Source organism: Methanobrevibacter intestini (genome assembly GCF_047402955.1).
Classification (GTDB): Archaea; Methanobacteriota; Methanobacteria; order Methanobacteriales; family Methanobacteriaceae; genus Methanocatella; species Methanocatella intestini.
The window spans coordinates 683,221-707,243 of the sequence record NZ_CP187956.1; the positions used below are offsets into that span (position 1 = coordinate 683,221).

25 protein-coding genes are annotated in these 24,023 nt (G+C 30.9%); 7 read left to right on the forward strand and 18 right to left on the reverse strand.

Annotated elements, in window-relative coordinates; all coding sequences use genetic code 11:
• Positions 1-26: 26 nt before the first annotated feature.
• A complete protein-coding gene (locus ACMC9J_RS03170; RefSeq protein WP_177812763.1) occupies positions 27-443 on the forward strand; it encodes a helix-turn-helix domain-containing protein in 417 nt (138 codons plus the stop codon).
• An 80-nt stretch (positions 444-523) separates the two neighbouring features.
• Here the strand turns inward: ACMC9J_RS03170 and atwA are convergent, their stop codons facing one another.
• From atwA to ACMC9J_RS03225, 11 genes are all read right to left on the reverse strand, one after another.
• Positions 524-2,119, reverse strand: a complete 1,596-nt coding sequence (gene atwA / locus ACMC9J_RS03175; RefSeq protein ID WP_427003537.1) for a methyl coenzyme M reductase system, component A2 — start codon at positions 2,117-2,119, stop codon at positions 524-526.
• A gap of 92 nt (positions 2,120-2,211) precedes the next feature.
• On the reverse strand, positions 2,212-2,922 hold the full coding sequence (locus tag ACMC9J_RS03180; RefSeq protein WP_019267897.1) for a tRNA-dihydrouridine synthase: 711 nt from the start codon (positions 2,920-2,922) through the stop codon (positions 2,212-2,214).
• Between the two features lie 30 nt (positions 2,923-2,952).
• The gene (locus tag ACMC9J_RS03185) at positions 2,953-3,717 is read right to left on the reverse strand and encodes a GTP cyclohydrolase III (RefSeq protein WP_019264868.1); all 765 of its coding nucleotides are present in this window, start codon (positions 3,715-3,717) and stop codon (positions 2,953-2,955) included.
• 16 nt (positions 3,718-3,733) lie between these two features.
• Positions 3,734-4,639, reverse strand: a complete 906-nt coding sequence (gene cofD / locus ACMC9J_RS03190; protein ID WP_019264869.1) for a 2-phospho-L-lactate transferase — start codon at positions 4,637-4,639, stop codon at positions 3,734-3,736.
• A gap of 18 nt (positions 4,640-4,657) precedes the next feature.
• Entirely contained in the window at positions 4,658-5,431 is a 774-nt protein-coding gene (locus tag ACMC9J_RS03195; protein WP_019264870.1) for a coenzyme F420-0:L-glutamate ligase, read from the reverse strand.
• An 18-nt stretch (positions 5,432-5,449) separates the two neighbouring features.
• On the reverse strand, positions 5,450-6,076 hold the full coding sequence (locus tag ACMC9J_RS03200) for an IMP cyclohydrolase (protein WP_019267898.1): 627 nt from the start codon (positions 6,074-6,076) through the stop codon (positions 5,450-5,452).
• Between the two features lie 11 nt (positions 6,077-6,087).
• Positions 6,088-6,504, reverse strand: a complete 417-nt coding sequence (locus tag ACMC9J_RS03205; protein ID WP_019264872.1) for an ExbD/TolR family protein — start codon at positions 6,502-6,504, stop codon at positions 6,088-6,090.
• An 8-nt stretch (positions 6,505-6,512) separates the two neighbouring features.
• Positions 6,513-7,352 carry a MotA/TolQ/ExbB proton channel family protein gene (locus tag ACMC9J_RS03210; RefSeq protein WP_427003538.1) on the reverse strand — a complete coding sequence of 280 codons (840 nt, stop codon included), beginning with the start codon at positions 7,350-7,352 and terminating at the stop codon, positions 6,513-6,515.
• Positions 7,353-7,425: 73 nt separating this feature from the next.
• On the reverse strand, positions 7,426-8,049 hold the full coding sequence (rnhB, locus tag ACMC9J_RS03215) for a ribonuclease HII (protein ID WP_019264874.1): 624 nt from the start codon (positions 8,047-8,049) through the stop codon (positions 7,426-7,428).
• A gap of 45 nt (positions 8,050-8,094) precedes the next feature.
• A complete protein-coding gene (locus ACMC9J_RS03220) occupies positions 8,095-9,168 on the reverse strand; it encodes a rod shape-determining protein (protein WP_019264875.1) in 1,074 nt (357 codons plus the stop codon).
• Positions 9,169-9,170: 2 nt separating this feature from the next.
• Positions 9,171-9,806 (reverse strand): hypothetical protein, encoded by a 636-nt coding sequence (locus ACMC9J_RS03225; RefSeq protein ID WP_427003539.1) that lies wholly within the window; start codon positions 9,804-9,806, stop codon positions 9,171-9,173.
• 343 nt (positions 9,807-10,149) lie between these two features.
• Between ACMC9J_RS03225 and ACMC9J_RS03230 the strand changes: the two genes are divergently transcribed.
• The 4 genes from ACMC9J_RS03230 to ACMC9J_RS03245 are packed head-to-tail and all read left to right on the forward strand — an operon-like array spanning position 10,150 to position 13,197.
• Complete coding sequence (locus ACMC9J_RS03230; RefSeq protein ID WP_019264877.1) at positions 10,150-10,848, forward strand: archaetidylserine synthase; 699 nt, start codon at positions 10,150-10,152, stop codon at positions 10,846-10,848.
• Positions 10,849-10,891: 43 nt separating this feature from the next.
• Positions 10,892-12,064, forward strand: a complete 1,173-nt coding sequence (locus tag ACMC9J_RS03235; protein ID WP_427003540.1) for a hypothetical protein — start codon at positions 10,892-10,894, stop codon at positions 12,062-12,064.
• A 38-nt stretch (positions 12,065-12,102) separates the two neighbouring features.
• Positions 12,103-12,825, forward strand: coding sequence for a class E sortase (locus ACMC9J_RS03240; RefSeq protein ID WP_019264879.1), 723 nt, complete (start codon positions 12,103-12,105; stop codon positions 12,823-12,825).
• Positions 12,826-12,828: 3 nt separating this feature from the next.
• Positions 12,829-13,197, forward strand: a complete 369-nt coding sequence (locus ACMC9J_RS03245) for a dihydroneopterin aldolase family protein (protein WP_427003541.1) — start codon at positions 12,829-12,831, stop codon at positions 13,195-13,197.
• A gap of 43 nt (positions 13,198-13,240) precedes the next feature.
• On the opposite strand, the gene bsh is transcribed toward ACMC9J_RS03245, so the two are convergent.
• From bsh to ACMC9J_RS03275, 6 genes are all read right to left on the reverse strand, one after another.
• Positions 13,241-14,191: a choloylglycine hydrolase gene (bsh, locus tag ACMC9J_RS03250; protein ID WP_019264881.1), complete on the reverse strand. Its 951-nt coding sequence runs from the start codon at positions 14,189-14,191 to the stop codon at positions 13,241-13,243.
• Between the two features lie 88 nt (positions 14,192-14,279).
• Positions 14,280-15,437 (reverse strand): tyrosine decarboxylase MfnA, encoded by a 1,158-nt coding sequence (gene mfnA, locus ACMC9J_RS03255; protein ID WP_019264882.1) that lies wholly within the window; start codon positions 15,435-15,437, stop codon positions 14,280-14,282.
• 53 nt (positions 15,438-15,490) lie between these two features.
• Positions 15,491-17,770 carry a phosphoenolpyruvate synthase gene (gene ppsA / locus ACMC9J_RS03260; RefSeq protein WP_304160052.1) on the reverse strand — a complete coding sequence of 760 codons (2,280 nt, stop codon included), beginning with the start codon at positions 17,768-17,770 and terminating at the stop codon, positions 15,491-15,493.
• Positions 17,771-17,960: 190 nt separating this feature from the next.
• Positions 17,961-18,443 (reverse strand): 50S ribosomal protein L16, encoded by a 483-nt coding sequence (gene rplJ, locus ACMC9J_RS03265; protein ID WP_004032946.1) that lies wholly within the window; start codon positions 18,441-18,443, stop codon positions 17,961-17,963.
• 187 nt (positions 18,444-18,630) lie between these two features.
• Entirely contained in the window at positions 18,631-19,380 is a 750-nt protein-coding gene (locus tag ACMC9J_RS03270) for an ABC transporter ATP-binding protein (RefSeq protein WP_004032945.1), read from the reverse strand.
• Between the two features lie 9 nt (positions 19,381-19,389).
• Positions 19,390-20,934, reverse strand: a complete 1,545-nt coding sequence (locus tag ACMC9J_RS03275) for a glycine betaine ABC transporter substrate-binding protein (protein WP_427003542.1) — start codon at positions 20,932-20,934, stop codon at positions 19,390-19,392.
• Between the two features lie 246 nt (positions 20,935-21,180).
• Between ACMC9J_RS03275 and ACMC9J_RS03280 the strand changes: the two genes are divergently transcribed.
• The gene (locus ACMC9J_RS03280; protein ID WP_004032943.1) at positions 21,181-21,414 is read left to right on the forward strand and encodes a KEOPS complex subunit Pcc1; all 234 of its coding nucleotides are present in this window, start codon (positions 21,181-21,183) and stop codon (positions 21,412-21,414) included.
• 152 nt (positions 21,415-21,566) lie between these two features.
• Positions 21,567-22,901: a hypothetical protein gene (locus tag ACMC9J_RS03285; RefSeq protein WP_004032942.1), complete on the forward strand. Its 1,335-nt coding sequence runs from the start codon at positions 21,567-21,569 to the stop codon at positions 22,899-22,901.
• On the opposite strand, the gene ACMC9J_RS03290 is transcribed toward ACMC9J_RS03285, so the two are convergent.
• A complete protein-coding gene (locus ACMC9J_RS03290; protein ID WP_427003543.1) occupies positions 22,890-23,972 on the reverse strand; it encodes a nucleotidyltransferase family protein in 1,083 nt (360 codons plus the stop codon). The genes ACMC9J_RS03285 and ACMC9J_RS03290 overlap by 12 nt on opposite strands.
• Positions 23,973-24,023 lie beyond the last annotated feature (51 nt).

Consider the following 24,023-nt stretch of genomic DNA (forward strand, 5'->3'; position numbering starts at 1 on the left):
TACTTCATACTATAAATATTAAACTAATGACAAACCAAGAACAAATACCCATTGAGAGAAAAATAACTCAAAAAGAACTTACACAAAAAATAAAAGATTTAGAAAAAGAATTAAAAGTATTAGAACGCTTAAAATTTATTAATTACAGATATCAAGGAAAAAGTGTAGATGAAGCAGTAGCCCTAATTGGTGTTACTAAACGAGTCGGATACATATGGCAAGAGCGATGGAACAAAGAAGGCATTGAAGGCTTAAAACCAAGATATAAAGGCGGAAAACAATCAAAAATATCTTCAGAACAATTAGAAGAACTAAAAAAATACTTAATAAAAAACAATATAACAAACACAAAAGAAATAAAACAAATAATAGAAGATGAATATCAAGTAAATTTTTCAGAAAAACACGTAAGAACATTAATACACAAAATGAATCTAAAATAAACAAAAAAATAAAAACAAAAGTATGTGAAAAATAAGATCAAATTACTTTCTTCCCACCCTCTAAAAATAAAAAAAAGGAATTAATTTTTAAACATTCCTTCTTTTTCATCTGCAGTTAACTGTTTAACTATTTCATCAGGAGTTCCTACATCAAGGATTTTTCCACCTCTCATTAAAGCAGACCTGTCACAGACATCCAATACAAAGTCCATATCGTGAGAAATGATAATAAAGGTTTGCTCCAATTCTTTTCTAGCTTTTAAAATAGAATCAGTTACAATTACACGGGTGATTGGATCCATTGTACCTGTCGGTTCATCTAAAATAATTATTTTAGGTTCTTTAATAAGAACTTGTGCAAGAGCTACTCTGTGTTTTTCCCCGACACTTAATTCATCAGGATATTTATCAAGTAAGCATTCAGCTACATTTTCATCAAAACCGACAGTAGTCAATACATGAATAGCTTTGATTTTTGCAAATTCTGCAGGCAATTCCAAACTAATAGCATCAGTCAAGTTTCCTAAAATAGTTCTGTGAGGATATAATGAATATTCCTGATGTAATAATCCCATATATGGAATTACACGACCCCTATTAAGAGGACCGCTTTTACTCATGTCAACCCATTCATCACCAAGTTTTACTTCAATTTTACCGCTACTTGGTTCAGTCAGCCCTATTAACATTTTAGTAAGTGTTGTTTTTCCAGCACCACTTAAACCTACAATACCAAAGATTTCTTCCTTGTTTATGGCTAAATCAATTCCATCAACAGCTTTAACTACTCCCCTTTCAATTGAATAGTAATGTTTTTTAACATCATCCATTCTAACTTCAGGAGCCCCAATTTCCGGATTTTCTACTTTTTCAGGTACTGGAACAGTATCAAGAAAATGATTCACAACATTTTCAGGTTCTCCTTCCTCTTTAATTTCTCCATGTTCCAACCAGATAACATGATCTGCCAGATCATTCATGATTTCAGGCCAGTGAGAGGTGATTAGCATAGTGATTCCTTTATCTTTTACACCTTCAATTAATGTATTGTGAAGTTTTTCAGCAGTTTGAGGATCAAGAGTACCTGTTGGTTCATCAGCTAAAAACATCATAGGCTGTTTTGCTAATTGTCTTGCAAGTACAACTCTTTGTTTTTCTCCACCACTTAAGTCACGTGCAACATGAGTAATTCTGTGGTTCATCTGAACCATTTCCAACAAGTCTAAAGCATCATAAAGATTGTCTTCATAATCATATTCATCACTCATTGCCCTCATAACATTTTCAATTACAGTTTCTTCATCGTATAATGCAAAGTTACGTTGCAACATGATAGCTATTCTTCTTTTAATACTTGCAAATTCTTTTCTTTCAGCATTGAAGAAATCAACTTCTTTTGCTTCGTAAGTTCCACCACAGGAGCATTTTTCCCCTGCATGAGATGGAGATTCAACAGCCAAACAATCTGGACAAATAGCAAGATTAAAGATAACCTGACCTTTATCAGGTTTGTAATCCAATGTACCTCTAAGCATGTTAATTAATACAGATTTTCCACTACCACTACGTCCTAAAATACCTAAAGTTTCCCCTTCTTTGATTTTCAAATTAATATTTTTAAGAACATCAACACCATTAAATGTTTTTGTAATATTCTTAAGAGTAATAAAATCCATGAAATCACCTTTTATAAAATCAGTATTTATTTATCTTTTAAACCATTTATAATATTTTCTAATAATTATTGTTATATAATGGTGTTATATATTTAAAAATTAGATATATTAAAGTTCAATTTGCCAGAAATAAGTGCCCTAGCTATTGAAAAGCCATAAACTCCTGTTTTAAGCATCTTTTCAATTTTTTGTTCGCTGTCTATAGAATTATTTCCAATAACTTTAATATTAGTATTAGAACAAATTTCAGTTAACAAATCATAATCAGCATCAAAAATTCCTGCTTTCATTGCATCAATATGCAAATAGTCAGCTCCTGCGTTTTCAATCAGTTTAGCTATTTTTAAAGTGTCACTACCTTCAACATTAGCTCGAATCTTAACTGAAACCTCACAAGAAGCATTGTCAACAACATCCTTAATATAATCAGCCAAATCCTCTCTTTTTAACATATTCTGACCACAGCCAATAGCTAAAATTTCTTCCTGGCGACAATGACAATTAATTTCAACAATATCCAAATTGTCTATTTTACTTACTTCAATAATAGGCTGTGGAGTAGTTGACCTGACATTAACTGAGACTTTAACATCAGGATGCTGTTTTTTAATTAAATTAACTTCTTTTTTAATATGGTCTATAATTTCATCCTGAAGAAAATGAAACTCATTTCTTCCTCTTTTGATTATTTTTTCACTGGCTTCTATTGTTTCAGCATCTAAACTGTAACCGCCTAATGTGGCCGTGTCAAATCCAAATGGAATAACTTTATTTAAAAATTCAGCATCTGTTATTCCTGCCATTGGAGCTATGACTTTAATTTAGAAGCCCCCTTAATATTCTTTTTCAATAACCCATGTCCACATTCCGTTGTCATGTTCACGGATTTCTTCAAGTCCTAAATCTGCCATATATGCAGCATCTTCCATATTACGGCCAATACCGATACCTGCTTTAAGACCAATTCCAATTTCATCATTAATTTCAACTAAAATATCTTCAATGTCCTTTTCAGACAATCCGTTACATGGAGCCATAAAGTTATCTCCACCAATGAAAAAGAGTAATGCTCCTTTTTTAATTAATTTAGTCATTAAATAATGCTGTGCTTTATTAACCATGAAATTAGTATCAAATGCAGATTCAATATCAGTTAATGTTTCTGTAACACTATTAATATCAATATGAGCTGCCTGAACTAAATTATCTTCATCTGCAGGAGCTAAACTATCAATAGCTAAAATTTCTTTTCTTTTTGAAGATTGAGCCCCACCTTCTTTTTGTAAGGCAATAGTAGCTAATTTTTGAGCTTCATGAGGAGTTTCAGCTGCTCCAACACCCATACTGATAGTGATTGGATACCTATTTCTAATGGATCTCTGAATTCTCAAGTGGTCTTCCTCATCAATACCATTTGTAACAGCAAGCAAATTATCAAATCGGGTAAAGAAAACCAAACCTTTTTTATTTGCAAATTGTCTTTCCAAATCTGCATATAATTCTGCTTGTAAAATTTGTAAATCTGATTCATTACGTGGTCTTGGAGTCACAGTCCATGGACCATAATTATCAATTTGTATTAAAGTCATTTGTATCATTTAAGCCACCATTTCTCTAAGAAATATCATTTAATATTATTTTAGCTAATTTTTTCTTATCATCTAAAGTTTTCATAATTGTATTTGTAACAATTACTTCACTAACAATTTTTTCTAAATCATCCTTTAAATTATTATCTTTTTTATCAATAACTATTGTATCTAAAAAACTTTCATATAAAGAAGCTACACCTACTGATGAAACTTCAATTCCAAGTGCATTCATAAATTTACTGGCGGGACCACTTACAGAATCAGTACCTATAATTGGAGAAACTGCTATTACATGAGTATTTTTTAAAGCTTCCTTAACACCATCTAAAGATAATATTGGAGATATTGAAGTTATCGGATTAGACGGGCCAATAATAACTGCATCTGAATTATTAATAACTTCAATAATTCCTTTTGCAGGAGTTACTTTGGAAAATCTGACATCCAAAACTTCAGGTTTGCTCTGATGTTTTATTAAAAAGTCATGAAATTCCAGTTCCCCCATATCTGTAATGATTTTAATATCTGAATTTTCATTACTCATAGGCAAAATTTTAGAACTTATATGCATATTGCTTGCCTGAATATCAACAGCTTCAGCAAGTGAATGATTTTCCATCAACAGAGTCTTTTGTATTTTAGTAGCCCTATCAATATCCCCTATTCTAAGCAACTCTGGAGTGCCTAATTCATCAAGCCTTTCATGAGTGATAAATGTATCATTTTTAACACCATACCAGAACTCTTCATTAATCATGTCTGCCATAGTGTATAACACAGTGTCAATGTCTGCTGATACATAAACACCTGAAAAGTATTCATTTTCTAAAGTATTGACAATAATAGTCATATCTTTAGGATCAATAACTTCTTTTAAACCTTGCAACAATTTTGGAGTGCCAGTTCCCCCAGATAATACAGTAATCATTTTAAGTTAGTCTCCAGATTAATTTCTAAATACATCAAATTCTTTTGGTCTGAGCAACGGATTGATTCCAGTATCAGTGTCTCTTAGCTTATCAAAATTATCAAATCCGCGAATAATAACAACAGGAAGGCCCTCATCAGCCTGACCCATAACAAGAGATGCTGCTGCAGCAAGTTCATCACCAGTAGCTACTTCACTAGTCTGAAGTTCGCGACCATATAAATCCTTTTCACCAGCCCGTTTCCATAACGGATTAATTCCAGAGCATCCAATAGCCACACCAACAGCACCATTTCTAAATGCTCTTCCCTGAGTATCAGTAATTAAAACTGCAATTTCCTCATCAAATTCATTTTCCAAAAATTCTCTGATTTGTCTTGCAGACTTATCAGCATCTTCAGGCATGGGAGTAGCTAGCCCTTTATCAACATTAGACTCATCAATACCTGAATTTGCACAGACAAAACCCTGTTTAGTTTCAGTAATAATGAAATCAGGACCAACAGCAACCACTTCTCGGGATTCATTTATAATAGCTTCAACCAATTTAGAATCTTTTTTAGACTGTTTAGCAATAATTATGGATTCTTCAGATGGAATTATATCTCCTAATTTGATAACATTTCCTTCTGCTTTTGAAATTAAAGTTTCAGCTATTAAAATAATATCTCCATGTTTTAATAAACAACCCTGTTTTTCAATTGCATCTTTAATTATTTGACAAATATCATCATTAGGTTCAACTAATGGAATATTGTCTAAACCAATTAATTCTATTGACATATTAATCATCTTAAAAAAAATAAAAAATTAAGGATTGAAATTGCCTATATTCCATTCCCCATCAAAAACAGCTGCACCTGCAGTTACTGCTTTTTTATAATTGGCAAAAATGCCTCCGTCAAAAATAAATTTTGCAGCATCTTCAGCTGTTTTTGCATCAAAATCTACTGAATCATAGAACTGACTTCCATATGTGGAAATAAATACAGCTTCGCCATATGGGATTTTGTCAACCAATAATTTTTCATCATTAGCTATTCCCACATAGCAGATATAATCATCCTTTTTATTTGTAGATGTAACAACTCCTGCAATACGTGGAGTATGATAATCATCTTTCTCATAATCCAAAGTAAGCAATGAATAAGCTATTGCATCTTTAATATTCATCCCCAAAGCTATTTTATCAGCTATTACATCTGTATGTGAACCATTAGATACAATAGCCATATCTTTTACAATGCGTATACAATTATATGTAATGTAAGTATTTTCAAAAATATCTTTTTCAAAACCTTCCTTTGGCACGATAGATGCTCTATTATCAAATTTTAAACATTGCCTATTAGGAAATGACCTACTAGATACTCTATACGCCACAAAAGGTTTACCATCACAATTCATACCAATAGATAAAATTCTCCCCGTATACATTTTTCAACCTCTTAAGTAGTATTTGGACTTCTAACAGCATCTTCAGGAGACACACCTGCAGGAGTAGTTATAATAATCTCTCCAGGTTTTATTTGTATTTGTCCCTCATCGATAACATTAGCTTTAACACCAATAGCATTTTGCGATATTAAATCAGACATGTCTTTACCATCAACAACAACTTTATGCAAATTAGCTACAGGCACAACATAATATTCAGCATCTCCAGAAACATCAGTTACATTTGGTTTGCCTGTTCCTGAGTCAGTAGAAGATGCATCATCAGCAGACATATCTGATGCTGAGAAATTACTTGTCACAACCAAGAAAATCATAATTGTAAATAAAATATCTATAAGTGGAACTAAGTTAATAGACGGTTTCCTGTTAAGAACCTTCTCTTTATATGATTTAACATCAATTCTCATAAAATCACTTATTGTCTCAATTTACTTTCAATTATTTCAGCATTAACATTGCACTTTTCCAATATAATATTCGAAATACTTTTATCTAACATACTAGGTTTAAATGAAACCTTAATGTTTGCATAAGGATCAGAAATTAGTCTAGTATTAACAACACCTTCGGCTTCTTGAAGAGCTTCTAATGCACATTCAACATTAGCTTCAACTCTTATTTTAACTACTGCATAACCCCAATTAGTCATTTTAGTAGCCAATTCAATTTTATCCATTTCATTTTCAACTAAACCTTGAATATAAGTATGAATCGGCAACATGATAATAGCTACAAGCAAACCTACAATAGTTGTTGTTAAAGCTACATAAATACCTTCTGCCATAGCTGCAGAATTAGGATTAACTCCTAATGCTTTAAAAGTCATCCAGATACCAATTACAGTACCTATCAAACCTAAAAATGGAGCCAATTCAATAATTGTTTTAATTGAATTTAATCCTTTAGTCATTTTACTTACTTCAACAATGAAAATTTGTTCCATACTTTCTTCAACTTCAGTTTTGTTTTTATAACCGATTTTTAAAGTTTCAGAAATAATTTTAGAAATAGGATTTTTAAAAGAATTAATTTGTTTTAATGCTTCAACTGCTCCCCCTCTTTCCATAGAAGCAGAAACAATACCTAAAATTTCAGTTGTATCTACCTTACTAATTTTCTTAAGATACACAATTTTTCTTAATGAAACAAGAAGACCATAAATACCAATAAAAAGAATTATATAAGTAATAATTCCCCCCTGAGTAAGTATCTCCATGATATTTTCGAAAAATTGAGTCAGATATTCAACTATCATTTTTATCCTCAATATAATATTTTTATAAAAATAATTTATTTAACCATATACTTAATAGTTTTTAAAAAAATAGCTATTGAGAATTTTTCATTTTCTCAACAGTTGCCCATGATTTCCTAACAAAATCAGGCATTTCATCATATGTAAAATTAGTTAAAAATTTTTTAGTGGTGGGATCAGAAGGATAGCCCGAACCAATTCCACCTATTTTAATATAATCTTTATTGATTTCATTTATATGTGAATCCCTTTCTTGTTTAGCTATGATAGAAGCAGCACTAACTTCAATATAATTATCATCCGCTTTATGTTCAGCTACAACATTCACTCCGGTGTCATTTGCAAGCTTGTTTTGAAAACGTTCTGCTTTAATATCAACTGCATCAACAATAGCTTTTTCAGGATTTAAATTAGAAAGAATTTTCTCCATCCCAATTCTTTCAATTTCATTAAGATTAATTCCCTCTGCCCTCATATTATCAATGTCTTGAGCAGAAATTACTACCAAATCATATTCGAACATTTTTTTTAATTTACGAGACAGAATTGTTCTTCTATTAGGAGTCAAACGCTTAGAGTCCTTTACACCCATTCTTTCTAAAACTTTATCCATTTTTTCAGGGACAATAACTCCTGCAATAACTAATGGTCCTAAAACAGATCCCCTACCAGCTTCATCAATTCCTAATACATCCATAAAAATCAGCAAAAAAAGTTTAAAAAAAAGAAATAATTAAAAAAATTATTTCATAGCTCTAAGACGAACTTCAGGTTCTAATGCAAGAGGTTCTGCAGCAACAATAGCTGTACCTTTTGCTACAACAGTCATAGGATCATCAGAAACTTCAATAGGAATAGATATTTCATCGAAAACTCTTTCTTTTAATCCACGAAGTCTTGAACTTCCTCCAACTGCTACTGCATTATTATAAACTCCCATCATTAATTCAGGAGATAATCTTTCTAAAATCACATTTAAACCATCTACAATTTCTTGCATAAATGGTTCTACAGCATCAGCAACTAACATTGAATCAATAACAACTTTTTTAGGCCTGTTGGTTTCTAATGATTTACCAATAACTTCAACACTTAAATTTTCAAGTTGTTCACTGCAATGAATCATACCAACTTCTATTTTTGCAGCTTCTGCATCATGAATACCAATAGCTACATCGTATTTTTCTGCAACTAATTCAACGATTCTGTTATCAACATCATCTCCACCACACCTAACTGTTTCAATATCGTTAATACCACCGAGAGAAATAATAACAATATCAGTTGAACCTGCACCAATATCAATAACCATAGTTCCATTTGGTTCTGCAATAGGTAAACCAGCACCAATAGCTGCTGCCAATCCTTCACTAATTACAAGAATGTTTTCTGCTCCAGCTTTTCTACCAATTTCTTCAGCTGCATTTTTTTCCACTTCAGAAGAATCTCCTGGAATACCTATAACAATTCTTCCAACACTTTCTCCTTCTTCTATACCAATTTGCATAGCTTTAATAAGTAAAGCTTGTGCTTGAGCTACGTTTTCAATAACTCCTTTTTTCAAAGGCCTTACAGCAAGAATATCTTCAGGAGTCCTACCAAGCATTTTTTTAGCTTCTTCCCCAACTGCTAAAACTTCAGACGGATCATCCTTTTTAACAGCGACAACTGATGGAATTTGATATAAATCAAATTTGTCTCCAGATGGTTTTGCAATTACCGTGTTTAAAGTTCCTAAATCTATTCCCAAACTGTTACTAATGATTCTGGTATCATTAGCTTGTGGTTCCTCTTCTTCATTTCCAAAAATATTCATGACTAATCCTCCGTTACAATATCTTTAAAATCAATGACAAATATCCTATTAGATGTAGCTATACTCTGGACTTTTTCAACATCTTCATCTTTTTCAACTGAAATCAAAACTGTTGATAATACAACATCGCTTATATTATATAATGGCTTTAAAGCAGATTTAATAAAATTTGGTAGTTTAACATTGGAATTTATATCAACATCAATGAAACCTGTAGTTTGAGATTCCTGTAAAATCGCAAATGAAACCTTTGATTTCTCAAGAACATAAACAAGATTTTTAATCATATCATCAGGAGCGACTAAAACCATCAAGTTAGGTTCTTCAGTTAAATAATGGCGAGTTACTTGTATAAAAGCCCCACCCTTCTGATTACAAAGTCTTTTAAATTGATTAATTTTGCCTGAATTACCATACAACATGATAAAATCAAATTTTTTATTTAATCTTTTATCTGTTAATATAACATGTTCTCTAAATAGAATTTTTACAGAATGCTTAGAAGCAATCGCTTTATAGGCTATGTCATCTATCAAATTAACATTTCCTGCAGCTATACACCAAACTTTTTCATCTTGGTTTTCATTATCCTGTGTTAACCGTGCAGCTTGTCTAAGTGCTTGTATATCTTCTATCATTTAACTACTCGCATTATATTAATATTTTACTTCAACTTTAAATAAATTACAACAAAGTAATTGAATTTATTAAAGTTTAACAATTAATAATTACCCATTATTATTATATATATTTTATCTTTAAAAATATAACTTTAACCACAACAATTAGCATAAAGCATAACAATAATTAAAATCAAAAATTAATTCAAGAAATAAATAAATTTTTAAAACTCATATAAATTAGTTTATTTCACTAAAAATACCATTATTCAATCATTAAATAAAGATACAAGAAAAAATAATGAGTAAAACAAGAAAAAATTAATAATAAATGAGTTAAAAAGTATCAATGGAGTTTTACATGAAATTAGAAAGTACAAAGATTCAAAGTTTTTTTGCAATATCCGATGGAATATCACTAATGAACATGATATGTGGATTTATCTCAATCCTTTTTGCGATAAATCATAATTTTGAGTCATCAGCTATTTTAATGATAATAGCCATCATGTTTGACTCTGTAGATGGCTGGGTAGCTAGGAAAATTAATAGAAATGATGCATTAAAATTTGGACAAAATATAGACTCCCTTTCAGACGCCATATCATTTGGTGCAGCACCTGCAGTATTTCTCTATACAATTAGCAGCACAATACCCCATAATCTTTCAATAATTCCAACAATCATTAGCTTATTAATTGTAGCTTGTGGTATCTTAAGATTAACCAGATACAATGCAATAGCAGACCACATTCAAACACATGACTTTATAGGATTTCCAATCCCTGGAATAGCCATTATATTAGCTACATTCTATTTAAGCGGATTATTCAATATTTATCTTGCTTTAATATTAATGATTATAGTGTCTTTATTGATGATTAGTAATGTTACATATCCCAAATTTGATAATTTAATTATTATTGGAGTTTCTGTAGTGTTAATTGTGTTAATTATACTTCCAATAAGTCTAACACTCTTTGGCATAAACATACCTGCATTAATACTATTGATATTTTCCTTATATTACCTGTTAATTAATTTAATTAAAATTAATTAAATTACCCATCTACTTTTTTAAATAAAAGTAGAGGTATAAATTAATGATTGACCAAAAACCAAGAGATCCATTATATCCCCAAGGATTTGAGGATATAGATAACCTTAAAAACCGTCAGATTCCACGACCAAAACCCAAAAAAACAGAAGACAATGATTTAAAAATATTAAAATCATTTAATCAGAAATTAGGAAAATATATTGGTCCAAAACCGGAAAATATAATTGAAAATGAAGAAAAGAAAAAAATAGGTATGATAATTACAACTTTAATTATCTTAACTTTGGTAATATCTGCTTATTATTTCTTAATTTATGAACCCTCCCAAGAAGAACTGAATTTAGCAAAAACAACAAAGCTTAATGAACTTCATAATCTGTATACTGGTGCTCTAACAAGTTCAAGTGAAGCTATGATATTGGAAAATGAAATTAACAATGCAAAAAGCAAAAATGAGGTAGAATCCATAAATATATTGTTACCTGCTACTAAAGACTGGAAAACATTTCATAAAAAGTCCATAAATGCAAATTTAGACCCATATAATAGAACTATGGTGACCTATACTGACAACAATACCAAAAATGCCATAATACCTGCCAGTGAAGCTTTAACTATTGTTGATGAGAATAATGCAGAAGTTCTCTCTAAAATTAAATTTAAAAAACCGAACACGGTATCAGTGCCTATTTTAGTTTCAAGACTTCAGGCAGGAGCCGGACTTGTAAATGTAGGAAGTATTGTTGATATTTATACTAGTTCAAACTATACAGACAATGGAACACCAAATAACCAAACCAGTCCAGATATAAAAGGATGTACTGTGGTTTCAATAATGAGATGTGAAGAAAATGGAGAGATTGACAGCGAATACTCAAAAGCAGGTACAATTGTCCAAGGAAATAACACAAATCCAAATGAAAACACACAAACTTTTAAATCAAATGTTTTGGAACTTTTAAAAGGTTCAATAATAAACGGGTACAATGAAAAACAGACTGCAGAGCTATTGCAGAATTATGGTATAAAATTATCTAATTATGAAAGACAAATTAATCTTGGAGATTTAGATGCTCAATATATGCTGCTTGTTGAAACACCACAAGACAAAGTTAATTTCTTATTAGATAATATGGATCAAATCATATTAACAATTCCAACAACAAGTGCTCCTGCATGGATGGTTAATGAAATAAATTCAACTTATAAAAAATAGGTAAAATATTTTAAACTAAAAAATAAAAAGTTGATAACATGAATAAACCAAAAATTACAACTTTAGTTGTTATAATTTGTATAATCATATTAGGATTATATGCTGCGGGAGAAGTTAACTATTTCTCATCAAAAATAGCTGTTGAGAAAAATATAGATTCACCTGTTATAAATATACCAACTATTGGAATTGAAGAGAAAATAAATAATGTATCTCTTTCACAAGGTGTTATGCACGATACAAAATCATTTACGCCAACATATGGAGATGTTATACTATCTGGGCACAGAACTCTTCAGGGATCACCATTCTTAAGACTTAATGAATTAAATAACGGAGACATAATTACTTTAGAATGGCCGGGAATAGGGGAAGTAAACTATACCGTCATAAACAAGACTATAGTTGAACCAACTGCACGCATCAATGCTCAAAGTAATGGAACTCACATATATCTGATTACCTGTGACCCAATTGGATCTACTGCCCACAGATTAATTATTGAAGGTGAGTTAAGCAAAGTCGGTCCGATAAATGATGAAATAATTCAAAACAATCCTCATGAATCATATGCATTAATAATAGCTACTGCATTTTTAGTTATAGGATTAATATTTAGTTATTTCTATCCTAAAGACAATAGAATTTATATATTAGCTGCAGTGTTAATTATATCAGCAATATTATTCTATTTCTATGTTTTCCCAATAGATTCCAATATAATTTATGAAAAAATATTATGGCTAAACGGAGGAATGTAAAAGATGGATGTTGATGAAAAATACTTTTCAAATATAACCTCAAGAGAAAGAGCAATATTTGAAGGTGCAATAAGTATGGGAGCATTATTTCACCAATTTGTTGGAACTCCTGTAAATAAAAGTTCTAAAAAAAGCTTAGAAACAAGTATGGAAGAATCATTAAAATTACAGCCAGCTATTGAAGATGTTGATGTTAAAATTAGATTTGACAAACTGGAAGAATCAATGAGCGATTTTGACTACACCTCTTTAACTGGAGATATGCTTGATGTTAAAGTATATACAAAAGTAAAGGATGTACAGGCTACAATAAGAATAGAGTTTATTGAGGAGTTGAATTATCCTTTAATGTATGTAGAGGACATCCATTAAATTATTGCAGGTGTTGTATCTACAACACCCACAAACTATTTTTTTAATCAATTAACTCAAAATTAATCAATTGATCAGTTTCCAAATTCTCATCATGCATATTAACAGATGTCTGAGGACCATCATATGTTTTATAATACAATATTCCTTTATCTGTATTATAACAATCTGAATAAATGGTATATTCAAATTTATCAGGTTCTTCCACCAATGTGCATCCTTTCTGCTGTTCTACAGATGCAAGGATATGGAAAAACTGAGACACACTTTCTTTTTCAGAGTCTCCGGAAACAGAATTCTCCTTAACAAAAGAAGCTTTTACAAAACGGGACTGTGAAGAAACATCACCCGGAAGACCAATTGAACCCATTCCCCTACTATAAATAGCCAAATCCAAATTTCCGCCAAATGTATTTTCAGGTGCCTTATTGGATAATGCCATATAATTATTTAAATTAAACAGCTGTTTATCAAAAGGAGGATTGTTTGTTAAAACCCCTACAGGATTATCATAAACATTCAATCCTTCCTTTACAACCTCTACAACAATTGAAGCATTTCTATCTGAAATAATCCAATGAAGTGGAGATGGAGGCAATTGAGTTGAAAATTTCTCATTTGAAATATTTAAATCAACCAATAATCTTTTGGCATCATTTATTGTTTTTGATTGGGATAATATATATGGAATAATTTCAAAAGAAGCTATGTTAACTTTAGACTCATTTAATGGCTTGTAGTCACAATAATCTGGAAAGTTTAATCCACCCATAGCCAATCCTTTCTCATTACATGCATCATAATACAAAGGATATTCATCAATACCTGCAGCTATGCCAATAATCCCATAATGATTTTCAATGTCTTCAGTATCCCGAAATATTAAAGGATAGTTTCTTGGAGTTATAGTTACTCTTTCATTATATGAAATTTCATAGTCAAAATTACGGCCAAAATAATGGCATTTTGTTAAATAATTTGCAGCAGTACACATAATTAACAAACCTCCGTTGTTAACTAATTATGCATAATATATATTTATAGTTAATTGAATTGTAAAAAAAGAGTGAAAATAAAATAAATTAATAAATTTCTGCCAAATCATTTAATAAATCAGTTAAATGCTGCTTAGTAATATGATTCATTAAAACCACACGAATAGCTACAGGACATTTAGCTACTGAAACTCTCCATCCTAAATTTTCCAATTTATCTGCCAAATCATGCGCTTCCATATTCGGATGGTTAAATGCTACAATATTTAATTCAGGTTCTACAACAACATCATAACCTATCTTTTCCAATCCTTCTTTAAAATAATGAGTATTATCCATCAGGTTTCCGGCCAGTTTTTCATAGCCTTCATTTCCAAGATATTTCATAATAGCATAAGTAGCTGCAGAAGCTGCTCCAGAACGAGTTCCGACAATTGTTGATTGTGTTTTAACAGTCAGATATGGGGAATCAACAGCCATTACTTCCAAATACTCTTTTTTTCTAAATAAAATTCCGCCTGCAGGAATTGGTGCTAAACCCATTTTATGAGGATCAACAGTAATAGAACAGACCCCAGGTAATGAAAAATCAAAAGGCGGAAATTCATAACCTATTTTTTTTAAAAAAGGTATTGAAAAACCTCCAAATGCAGCATCAACATGGAAATAAATATTATTTTCATAAGCTATTTTAGACAATTCCTCAATAGGATCAACCAAACCTAATTCGGTTGTTCCTGCAATAGCTACAATAGCTACAGTTTTATCAGAAATATTTTCCTTAACTGATTCAACATCTATCTTGTAGTTTTCATCTAATTTAGCTTCAATAATTTTTAAATTCATCATATCGGCAGCTTTTTTAAATGAAAAATGAGCAGAATCCGGAATTATAATTTCTCCATTTTTAATTCCTTTATATTTCCTAGCATGATTTCTTGCTGCTCTCATAGCCATTATATTAGCTTCAGTTCCACCAGTTACAATATTACCATAAGGTTTACTAATCGACAATAATTCACCAATAGAGTTTATAACTTCATCTTCAATGTATTTTGTTCCTTTGAAAAGACCCGGATCTCCCAAATTAGAGTCTAAAAATTTACAATAAACTTCTTTAGCAAATGGATGTGCTTCTGTGCACATAGAACCTAATATTCTACCGTCACTATATTTATGATCTTTTGATTGAATTTCATCCAATTCTTCAAGTATGTCTTTTTTGGATATTGGTTTATCTTCCATAGTACAACCTTATAAGGTGATATTTTAAAAAAAAATAAAAAAAGAAATAAAATTTATTCTTGAGATTTACGGGCAGCATCAAGAATAATTTTTTTCTCAGCCCTAGCTACAGTTTTTCTAACTTCAGCTACAGCATCTGCATTTGAGGATACACTGGTAATTCCATATCCTACAAGTTTTTCAACAATATGAGGTACACTGCCTGCCTGACCACAGATACTGCAAGTAACACCCGCTTCAACACATTTTTTAATTGTTCTTTCAATTAATTTCATTACAGCAGGGTGTTCTTCAGTATAATGTTTTGCAACAAATTCATTGTTTCGGTCTACTGCAAGAGTATATTGTGTTAAATCATTAGTTCCTAAACTTACGAAATCAACACCAATTTCAAGGTAATCTTCAATAGTTAAAGCTGCTGCAGGTATTTCCACCATCATACCAAAGTCAATGTCTTTATGAGGGATTAAACCTACACTAGCACAAAGTTCTTTTGCCTGTTTAAGTTCAGCAGGACTTTGTGATAATGGAATCATAATTCCTAAATTAGTATAACCTTTATCATAAAGTTTTTTAATAGCTTTGAATTCGCATTTAAGAATTTCAGGTTGGTCAAGTTCCCTTCTGATTCCCCTCCAACCTAACATCGGATTGTGTTCTTCAGGTTCGTTTTCTCCACCTTCTAAAGTGATGAATTCATCAGTTGGTGCATCTAAAGTTCTGTACCATACTGGTTTTGGATAAAATGCATCTGCTACAACCATTACATTTTCTGCAATAGTGTCAATTAATTCATTTTCCCTTCCATCAGCAATGAATTTTCCAGGATGAATACCTGCAGTTAACATTAAATGTTCAGTTCTAAGTAATCCTACACCATCTGCACCAGTAGCTGCTGCTCTTTGAGCTGCTTCAGGCATACTCACATTAGCTTTTACTTCAGTAACCGTTATAATTGGAGCTGCTTCAACATTAGCTGCTGTTGGAGCTGCTTCTTCTTTACTTTCATGGATTCCTTCATAAACTAAACCTTTTTTACCATCTAAAGTAACTCCAACATTTTCTTCTAAAGTAGTTGTAGCTGAACCGGTTCCTACAACACAAGGAATTCCAAGTTCACGGGAAATAATAGATGCATGGCAGGTTACTCCACCTTCATCAGTAATAATTCCGCTAGCTCTTCTCATAGCCGGAACCATATCAGGAGTAGTCATAGTTGTAACCATAATGTCGCCGTCTTTAATTTTATCCAGTTCATCAATGTCTAAAATGATTTTAACTTTACCGGAAGCTGTACCTGGACTTGCTCCAAGACCTTTAACAATGACATTTTTATCACCAACAGCAGAATCTTCACTAGCTGCACCATTGTCATCACCTAAAGTAGTAATTGGTCTTGCCTGTAATAAGAATAAATTACCTTTTTCAAAAGCCCATTCAGTATCCATTGGTTCACCATAATGAGCCTGAATCCTTTTACCCATTTCAGTTAACTCAACAAGCTCTTCATCAGATAAAACTCTTTCGTTTCTTTTATCCTCTGGAACATCTACCCTTACACTAGTTCCGTCTTCGTCTTTTACATACATTAATTTTTTATCACTTATAGTAACACCAATAACTTCGTCATTGCTTTTGTCTACAACATAATTATCAGGAGTTACATCGCCGGATACAACAGCTTCACCAAGACCCCATGATCCTTCAATTAAAGCTATTTCTTCACCGGTAGATGGGTTTACAGTAAACATTACGCCCGCCTTATCTGCAATAGCCATTTTTTGAACAACAACAGCAATGTACACTTTTGAGTGATCAAAACCGTTTTCTTCCCTGTAAAAAATAGCTCTTGCTTCAAATAAAGATGCCCAACATTTCCTTATGTAATCAATTACATCCTCACTACCAGAAACATGTAAAAAAGTATCTTGCTGACCTGCAAATGAAGCATCAGGTAAATCTTCTGCAGTAGCTGAAGAACGAATAGCTACATCAGTATCTTCTTCACCAACTCTCTGACAAAGTTGATTATAAGCTTCAATAATTAAAGTAGACATGTCTTCTGGAACCGGAGTTTCAATGATAATAGATTTAATCTCTTCAGCAGCAGCTTGAAGTTCTTTAGTATTGTTGATATCTGTTTTAGCAAGAATATCCAATACTTTACCGTTAATTCCAGCATCTTCCATGAATTTTCCATAAGTTTCGGCAGTTACTACAAAACCAGGTGGAACAGGAATACCTGCTTGAGTCAATTCTCCCAAGTTAGCTCCTTTTCCCCCTGCAATTCCAATATCAGATTTGCCTAAATCCTCAAATTTTACAACATACATGAATTATAACCTCTTTGGTTTTAAAATGAATTAATATCAATACATTGACAATATGTTCTCAATAAATAAAAAACATATCCAATATTATATTTAATGTATAAATTTCAACACTTAAATATTTAATCAAAAGAAACTGTAAAAAAATGATTGAAAAAAATTAAAAAAAAGAGTAAGTAAAAATTAGTTAAATTTATAAAACTAATTCTTCACCTTTGTCAACAACAATTCTGCAGGAAACTGGCAATTTCATTCCTGCTCTTTTTAATGCTAATTTAGCATCTTCAAAGTTTTTCTTGTTGGTGTCAATAGTAATAATTCTTTGACCCGCTTTAACAATAGCTTCAACACTGATTGGTTTACCAAATGCATTTCTCATACCACTTTGAACCCTATCTGCTCCTGCACCAGTAGCCATAGGATTTTCCCTTACAATTTGGTGAGGGTAAGTTCTTAATTTTAAGTGGTAACCTAATCTTCCTGCTTTTCTTTGCATAAGTCTGTTAGAAGCAATCCTTGCTGCTTCTAAAGAGTTGTGTCTAATTTGAGCAGGTTTTTTTACAGCTAAACTTACTGAAACTGGAAACTCGTCAGTTAAATTACCCATATCATATTGAACAATTCTTGAATTTGGGGTTTTTCTAATATAATCTCTTCTTGTATAAGCACGAACCATTATAATTCCTCCGAAAATAATACAAACATCTGAAAATATGTTTGATTAAAAAATAGCTATCTATAATAAAATTTATAGTGTATCTCTAAATAGCTATGTAAAAATTATATATAATAAATATATAGAATACTTAAATATTTAAACTTAGTTATTAATAAATGTTATCCTATTTGAAAAATTAGAAAAATTATTTATTTAAAATAAATTTTGTTCTTTCCAATAATTTTTCAACAAAAGGAGTTGCAGGATGATTTAACACCTCATCTGGAGTATCAAACTGATGAATAATTCCATCCTGCATAACCAACACTTTATCTGCCAAATATAATGCTTCCCGAATATCATGAGTAACAAACATTACTGTAATTTTGGTTTTTTCATGGATTTCTTTCATTTCCTTTTGTAATTGTGTTCTTGTTATCTCATCAACAGCACTAAATGGCTCATCCATCAATAAAATAGCTGGTGATGCTGCAAGTGCTCTTGCAATACCTACTCTTTGCTGCTGACCTCCAGAGAGTTCATGAGGATATCTGTTTAAAATAGATGAATCCAGTCCAACAATATCCAACCATTTATAAATAGCTTCGTCGATTTTTTCACTATCTTTTTCATGAATCAAATTAGGAACATAAGCAATGTTTTCCTTAACATTTAAATGGGGAAACAGCATTGTTCCCTGAATTGCATATCCAATTTTTCTCCTTAACTTAACACGGTCTGATTTAGAAACATCCATTCCATTTACAATTATACTACCTTCATCAGGGGTGATTAATCCATTAATCATTTTTAAAACAGTAGTCTTTCCACATCCTGAACTACCAATCATTGTAACAAAATCCCCTTTTTCAACATTTAAATTGAAATTGTCTATTGAAAAATCACTATCGCGATAATGTTTACCTATATTTTTAAATTCAATGATTGAACTCATATAATCACCTCATATCAAATGTTTACTTACTAAAAAGTCATGAGCTACATCTGAAGGGTCTTTTCCTTCAACATCAACTTCATAATTCATATGTTTCATATCCTCTGTTGAAACATTACCAGTTAAATAATCAAGTGCATCAGCTACTTCCGGATGATCTATTAAAGTTTGCTGATTTATTACTGTTCCTCCATAGTATGAAGGATAGAAATTCTTATCATCTTCCAAAACTACAATATTGGAGTTTTCCAAACGCCCGTCAGTTGTATAAATGTCAATTACATCAACCTGACCCTGTTTAACTGCATCATATTTAAGACTTACATCCAAATCCATTGTATCTTTAAAGTTCATCCCATAAGCATCACAGATTACATCATAACCGTCTTCACGTGCATAAAAATCAGATTCCGCTCCAAAAGATAATTGATTAGAAACTTTAGCCAAATCAGAGTAAGTTGTTAAGTTATATTTATCTGCAACTTCTTTTGTAACTCCTATTCCATAAGTATCTTCAAAACCGTACTTATTATACCATGTCATATTATAATTATCTTCATAATATGAATTCAACTCATTAAATTGAGTTTCATTATATGTGCTGTTTTTATGTAAAATACTTAACCAAGCTACTCCAGTATATTCCGGATATAAATCAAAATCCCCGGATTCCATACCACTATGAATTGTACCTGATCCTCCAGCTACTCCAGAAGTAAGTTCTACATTTAAATCCGTGTGTGCTTCAATAACTTGTTTTAAAAGCTCTCCAGTAATGTATTCTTCAGTATATGCCTTACTTGCAATATGAATTGTGTTTGCAGGATTTTCCTCATGTGCAATATATCCTCCAAGAAGAATGCAGATAATAACTATGCAAGCAAGCACTTTTTTATTTTTGAAATATTTGAAGAATTTAGGTCTTTTTGCACCAGGTGCAGATATTTTTTCAAAGTATCCCAATATCAAATCAATACCTATTGCTAAAACAGAAATCAGTACACTTCCTGCAACAATCAAAGGCATGTTATTTGTAGTGATACCTCTGTAAATAGCTACCCCCAAACCTCCGGCACCAATAAATGATGCAATACCTGCTAAAGCAATTGTCATAACAGACATGTTACGAATTGCAGACATAATATGTGGCAAAGCCAATGGCAATTTAATTTTTAATAAGATTTGAAGATCGGTACTGCCCATTCCTTTTGCAGCTTCAATAATCTTACTATCAATAGTTCGAATCCCAGTATATGTATTTCTAACCATAGGCAATAATCCATAAATAGTTAAAGCTATAACTGCACTGGTATTACCTACTCCTGAAACTGGAATTAAAAATCCGAATAATGCTATTGACGGAATTGTATAAATAAGATTAACAATTGCTAAAATCCATTTATTTTTCGGATACTCACTTATAAAAATACCCAAACCCAATCCAAGTATTATTGCTAAAATAACCGAAATTAAAGAAATTTCCAAATGCTGAATCATTAAATTAGTAAAAAAATCACTTTGATTAGCAATCAATGACCATGTTTCAGACAACATTTATTTCACCTGCCAATATAACCACTGTTGAATAAAAAGCAATTTATTTCGTTATATAATCCAAACTATTACAAAAGAAATATTAAACATTAAATAATATTCAACAAAAAGTATTAAAATAATACAGTAATTATAGAAATTAATAAATTAAATATAATTATTTATAATAGCAAAGTACATAAATGTTACGATTAAGTAAAAAATACTTAAAAATATTAAATAGTTTAAAAAACATAAATTTTAAAGATGAAAATAAAAGGAAAACTGCAACTTAAATACAAAAATTCAAAGATTGCTGAAACTGTTTATGAATCTTTAGAAGTTGACAATATTGGATTTTTAGATTCAAAGTTGAAAAATGACACAATTGAATACAACTTAGACAATAATTCACTTGAAAGTTTTTTATCAACAGCTGATGATTTAATAGCATCTGAAATTGTTGTAGAAAAAATTCTTGAAACAACAAAAAAAGAATAAAAAAACCAATCACTTATTTAAAAACTCAATTTATAATGGCCTATTAAACATTTTAACTATATAATAGGAACTTTTATATAAACAAAAAATATAAATATATTTTATAAATAATTTCTTGATTTATTAAATACAAAATTAGAGAGTGTATATTTATGGAATGTTACTATCATCCAAACAAAGAAGGTGTTAATACTTGTGCCATCTGTGGAAAATCTGTATGTGAAGAATGCAGTTTAGAAATTGCCGGCAAAATGTATTGTAAAGAATGTTTGGAAAAAATTGTAGGAATTGGATTAAATAATAAAACTAATGAACAAAAAGAAACACAAAATATAGCTAGCCAAAATGTTGAAAAAAAATCAGAACCTGTAAGGCTTGGTAAAAAAGAAGAACCTCCAGTTTATGATGAGTCTATTTACCAGCCTCCAAAAGAAGAAAAAGCTATTTTTGCTAGTGATTTAAGCAGTAATTTAGATCAAAGTAATGAAAATATTTATGCAGGAGATTTGCAAGAAGAATCTTCTGTTTATAATACTTCACCGCAACAAGATTCTTATCCTAAAGAAGAAGTATTTAATAAACCTATTGCAGATGATTCCCCATATAATATAAAAGGAATGAGCTATTCTAAAGAAGTTAATGAAACACCAGAATCATACTTTAGAAAAGAAAGCGCACCTTACTTAGAACCATCTAATAATATAAATCAAGATCAAAGTATGGGTCAAAACATTATTGAAAATCAACAACAAACATTAAGACAACAACCACAAAGTGCTCAAAACGAATTTGATTACTATCCGCAAGAACAAATAGCACCACAACAACAAGCACCTCAAGATTACATTTATCCGGACCATACTTACGAACCTGAAGAAACAAGCGCAAGACAAGCTTTAGAGGAAAAATACGAAAGATATTTGGATGACTTGTACTTTGATGAAACAGAAGTTCCTTTAGAAGAACAATTAGCTAAAGATGAAGAAGAATACGGTTCATTAACTAAAAAACCATATGTTCCACAAACACCACAACCAACAGAAAAAGAATATAATCAGCAAATAATTGAAGAACCTGCTTATGTTCCTCAACAAATGGAAAGACAAGCATACAATCCGCAAGCTAATGAAAACCAAATGTATGCACAACAACAAAATTACTACCAACAAGAACCTCAAATAAGACAACCACATAGAAGTTATGAAGAAGAACAAGAATTAGACAGACAAATACGTGATCAATTAAACATCCGCAGAGAACAACCTAAAAAATCCAAAAAACCTATTCATAACATCAGATATGAAGATGAAAAAGAACCCTTCGGAATTGTAGATATTATATTAACTATCATATTAATAATAGCTATTATAATTGTATTATTCTACATTGTATACTTATTCTTCTTAACTAATAGCTATCCTACATTTTTAGATGCTGTATTTGGTCTTCAAGACCCTGGAGAATTAATAGGTAATTTAATGAAATAATTCAATTTCATTATTTACTTTTTTTCTAAATTTTTCTAAAACTTCACCATTCTTATAATCCAGCACCCTAATTTTTGCAGGATAATTTTCAATATATTCTGAAATTACTTTTTTGGAAATGGGAACTTCCAGAATACTGAGTATTCTTTCACTAAAATGTGTTGAAAAACCTCTTCCAATAACTTTTTGAACCTCTTCAACATTATCAAAAGGAGAATTATTAAAAATAGTATTAGCCAATCTTTCATTAAACATGTTTAAACTAACTAAATCATCAAAATCAAAAGTATTTACAGTATTTAAAATAGCTTCTTCATCCCTAACATTATAAATCAGATTATCATTAGCTATTTCATGTTTTAAAACTTCAATGGTTTTATCAGGCATCATGTCCTTAACCTTATCAAAATTATTTTCAGCAATAGAACGCCTGATTAAAGTTCCGCTTACTCCTTCAATCCGTTTTACAAAAATAAACTTATTTTCATAATCAAAGTTGATTTTACTTAAAGAATTTGAAAATGAAGCTATGACATAATTATCTTCTTCAAGCTTATCTCTTAGGAGAACTTCGTTAACTGTTTTATCAATTATTTTATAAGGTTTTGGAGCTATCCAATGACCTTCAGATATTCTGTCCATTATTAAATCAAAATTTGGAACTTCCTTATAACCTCTTGGAATATAATCTGTGTTTAAAGCTTTAAACATTTTAGCCAATGACAGAGAATACTGGCCGGAACCCATAATTCCCATAGGCGGGCCTTCAACAACAACATCTGCACCTACTGAAATAGCTATTTTTGCTCTAATTTCACGTGGCAATATATATGGAATACCTCGTCCACTCCGCTCAAATAGTCCTGGAACAATAGCTACAAATAATGCATCTGGAACTTGTGACTTTGCAACTTTCATGCAATGAAAATGACCATTATGTAAAGGATTATACTCAGTAAAGTCAGCGATTAATTTCGTTTCAGAATTATTATCTGAACTTTTAGAAGTTATATCCAAATCACTGAAAAACAATTCCTCATCACGCATAAGAATATCTTCAGTTAATGACATGAATTATAATATGAAATTTAAACTAAATAAGGATATATGTAAAAAAAGAAA